The 3,695-nt window shown below is 71.0% G+C and carries 4 protein-coding genes; 1 reads left to right on the plus strand and 3 read right to left on the minus strand.

The genetic code is table 11. The features are described from left to right. Positions 1-373: 373 nt before the first annotated feature. A complete protein-coding gene (locus tag AC3XYG_RS06165; protein ID WP_489138932.1) occupies positions 374-1,252 on the plus strand; it encodes a hypothetical protein in 879 nt (292 codons plus the stop codon). Positions 1,253-1,317: 65 nt separating this feature from the next. Here AC3XYG_RS06165 and AC3XYG_RS06170 read toward each other — a convergent pair whose 3' ends face one another. The 3 genes from AC3XYG_RS06170 to pxpB all read right to left on the minus strand — a co-directional run. Continuing rightward, complete coding sequence (locus AC3XYG_RS06170; RefSeq protein WP_489138933.1) at positions 1,318-2,121, minus strand: alpha/beta fold hydrolase; 804 nt, start codon at positions 2,119-2,121, stop codon at positions 1,318-1,320. 79 nt (positions 2,122-2,200) lie between these two features. After that, positions 2,201-3,229, minus strand: coding sequence for a 5-oxoprolinase subunit C family protein (locus AC3XYG_RS06175; protein ID WP_489138934.1), 1,029 nt, complete (start codon positions 3,227-3,229; stop codon positions 2,201-2,203). Then, positions 3,226-3,695, minus strand: a 470-nt coding sequence (gene pxpB / locus AC3XYG_RS06180; protein WP_489138935.1) for a 5-oxoprolinase subunit PxpB, incomplete at its 5' end; no start/stop codon positions are given. The genes pxpB and AC3XYG_RS06175, both read right to left, overlap by 4 nt.

The following is a 3,695-nucleotide window of genomic DNA, read 5'->3' on the forward strand; positions in this document are numbered from 1 at the left end:
GGTCTCGGCCGCGGCCGGAGCGCTGCAGAGCAGGACGGCCAGCAGGCCGGCGGTGAGGATCTGGCCGTGGCGGAGCATCGAATCGTCCTTCCCTTGGGTCGGACAAAGCCGTGCCACCGCGTGGAATTGAGATCAACCACGAATTTTTATCGCTGAATCCTGGAGGCCGGTTCGTTCCGCGACGGTGGGGTGCGCAAGACGGGTCAGCCGGCCCACCCCAAAACCGTCATTGCGAGCGCAGCGAAGCAATCCATGCAGCAGCTTGCACGGGCCAATGGATTGCTTCGTCGGCTTCGCCTCCTCGTAATGACGGTGGAGAGTGGTGAGGCGGTGCTTGCTTGACTTTTTGTTCCCTTTATGTTCCTATCAAGGAATGACACAAGTCGCCACCACGCCCGAAGCCCCCACCGCCTCACCGGCAGCGGAGGCGTTTGCGCGGGAGTGGGCGCTGCTGTCCGATTTGGAGGCGCTCAGCGTCGGATTTGCCCGGGAATTCCAGGTCCATGGCGTCACGGCCATGCGGGAGAAGCAGGATATGGCCGAGGCCGGGGCGGCGGAAACCCGCTTCAGCCACCTGTTCCTCGGCGTCCGCCGTTCGATCGCGCTGAAGGCCCGGCTGCAGGAGCAACGGCAGAAGGCCCGGCACGCGGTCGAGGACAGGCGGGACGCAGCGCAGGCGGCGCGGGCCGAACGTCTCCATGCCGTCGCCCAGGGCGTGATGCAGGCCATCGACGCCGCCACACCGGACGCCCCCGAAGCCCGCGAGCGTCTGACCGGTGCGATGTGGGACCGGCTGGACACCTGCGACCGCATCGACACCGACCGGGCCGAGACCATTCCGCCGGCCGATGTGCTGATCCGGCAGCTGTGCCGCAGCCTCGGCATCAAGCCCGAAGGGCCGGCCTTTGTCACCGGGGCGACGCCGGAGGAGGAAGACGGGCCCGAAGAGGCCGAAACCCTCAGCGTTGCCGGCATCCGCTTCCGGCGTGGGCGCTTCCGCCGGGTGCCGTCGGCCGAACTCGGCCGTCCCGTGACCGAGCATTACATGCTCGACACCGACACCGACGAGATCTTCCCGTCGCCACCACCGCCCTTGCCGGCATCGGCAGACACCGGACCAACGGCTGCGACCGGCCCGCCGGATGGCCCATCGGATGAAGAGCTGATCGCCGCCGAAATCCGGCGCCGCGAGGCCCAGGCCTGGCAGCGGCTGCAGGCAGCCGTGCACCTGCGCGCCGACGGATTCGGCTGACGCCCGTTTGCGTTGCCTCTCCCGCGCCGCGGGGCGAGGCAACGCGAAAATCCTTCGGATACCCCCTACCCCGCCACGAAGCCGGCGATCGCCTGGCGCAGGGCTTCGGGTTCGTCCACCCGGATGGAATGGCTGCTGTTCTCGAAGATGCGCAGGGCCGAGCCGGGGATCAGGCGGTGGATCTCCTCGGAGAATTCCGGCGGGCAGATCCAGTCGTGGCGGCCGGCCAGGATCAGGGTCGGCGCGGTGATCCGCGCCAGCTCCGGCCGCAGGTCGAGCCGGCGCAGGAAGCCGTCCGGGCCGAAGGCGCGGTTGATCGCGTCCGGCGACCCGATACCCCGGCCGCGATTCGCCTTGGCGGCGACCGGGTCGTGCCGCAGGGCATAGAGCGGCCCCATGGCGTCGTAGTAGCGGCGCAGTTCCTCCTCGTCGCGGAAGCCGCCGGCCCACAGCGTCTCGCCGGCCTGGATTTGGGCGGCATTGCCGCGCTGGCGCAGGATCTGTTGGGCCCGCGGAATGAAGCCGCCATGCGCCGCGGTGACGATCAGCACCAGATGCGACACCGCCTCCGGATACCGCGCCGCATGCGCCATTGCCACCATGCCGCCATAGCTGGTGCCGATGCTGGCGATCGGGCCCAGGCCGAGATGCCGGCGCAGCGCCTCCATATCCTCGACATTCTCGTCCAGCGTATAGCGCGCCGGGTCGCCGCGGCCGGAGCGGCCCTGGCCGCGATGGTCGAAATAGACCAGCTGCATGTGGCCGGCCAGCGGGCTCATGCTCGGCTTGAAGCCGCTGTGGTCGGAACCGGGGCCGCCATGGATCAGGAAGCCGGTCGGCCGCTCCCGCATCGTGCCGCCATCGGGCACCAGCCCGGCGCCGTCGATGTCGAACCAGATCTCGGTGTCGCGTATCCCTGCGCGCAGGCCGTCTTTCCTTCGGTCGGGTTCAGGCCCCGGCGTGGATCTGCACCCCTGCCGCCAGGCGCTTGAGATCGAGCCGGATGCGGCGGCGGCGCTGCTCCGCCATCGCCAAGCCGACCGGCACGAAGCGCAGCGTGTCGCCGGGGCGCAGCTGGCCCAGCACCGGCAGGTCGGCATCGACCACCTGGGCGATGCGGGGGTAACCGCCGGTGGTCTGGGCATCGGCCATCAGCACGATTGGCAGGCCCTCGGGCGGCACCTGCACCGTGCCCGTGGTCACCGCCTCGGACAGCAAGTCGCGCTGGACGCTGAGGCTCAGCGCCGGCCCGTCCAGCCGGTAGCCCATGCGGTCGGAACGCGGGCTGAGGGTGTAGCGTTCGGCATGGAAGGCGGCCAGGCTGTCCTGGTTGAACGCCGTCGCCTGCAGCCCGGGCAGCACCTGGACATGCGGCGACTGGCGCAGCGACGGGTCGAGATCGGCGCTGGCGAACCAGGTGGTGGCCGCAAAGGGCAGCTCGCCCCGGTCCGCTGCCAGCAGCCGGGCCAGCCTTTCACCCAGCGCCGTCGGTGCCCCCGCCGCCAGCCGGTCGCCGGCCTGCAGCGCCCGGCCCTGGAGCCCGCCGAGGCCGGCGCGCAGATAGGTCGAGCGGCTGCCGAGCACCGGCGGCACGTCGATGCCGCCCGCCACCGCCAGATAGGTGCGGCAGCCGATATTGGTCGGGGTGAAGCGCAACTCCGCCCCCGCCGGCACCAGCACCGGCCGGCGCAGCGGCACCGGCTCGCCGCCGATCGTGCCGCGCATGCCGCCACCGGCCAGGGCGATCAGCGTCTCGACCGGGAAGCGCAGCGCGGCGCCCATCAGCGTCATCTCGATGGTCGCGGCGCCGGGATCATTGCCGACCAGAATGTTGGCGACGGCGTGCGAGCGCCGGTCCATCGCCCCGCCCACCACCACGCCATGCCGGCGGTGGCCGGTGCGGCCGAGATCCTGCACCGTCGACAGCAGGCCGGGATCGATAACCTCGACCCTGGGGTCAATTACCTCGACGGTCACTTGGCGTCTCCCGACAGGGTCGCGAACTCTTCGGCCGAGACCGGGCGGAAGCGGATGCGGTCGCCGGCCGCCAGCAGGCTGGGCGGGTCGCCCGCCGGCAGGAACAGCGCCAGCGGCGTGCGGCCGATCAGGTTCCAGCCGCCAGGCGATTCGACCGGGTAGATGCCGGTCTGCGGCCCGCCGATGGCGACGGTGCCGGCCGGGATCCTGAGCCGCGGCGAGGACCGGCGCGGCGTCGCCAGCCGCTCCGGCAGCCCGCCGAGGAAGGGGAAGCCGGGGGTGAAGCCGATCATGTGGACGCGGTATTCGCCAGCCGAATGCAGGGCGATCACCTCCTCCTCGGTCAGGCCGTGATGCGCCGCCAGCTCGGACAGGTCGGGGCCGAAGGCGCCGCCATAGGCCACCGGGATCTCGACCAGCCGGGGTTCGGCCAGAACAGCTGTGTTCAGCCCGGCCAGCCGCGCCT

The sequence above is a fragment of the Inquilinus sp. genome, assembly GCF_057815775.1.

What these genes read in the sequence shown, in the direction of transcription:
- AC3XYG_RS06165 (WP_489138932.1), top strand. Translation starts at nt 374, where the DNA reads ATGACACAAGTCGCCACCACGCCCGAAGCCCCCACCGCCTCACCGGCA.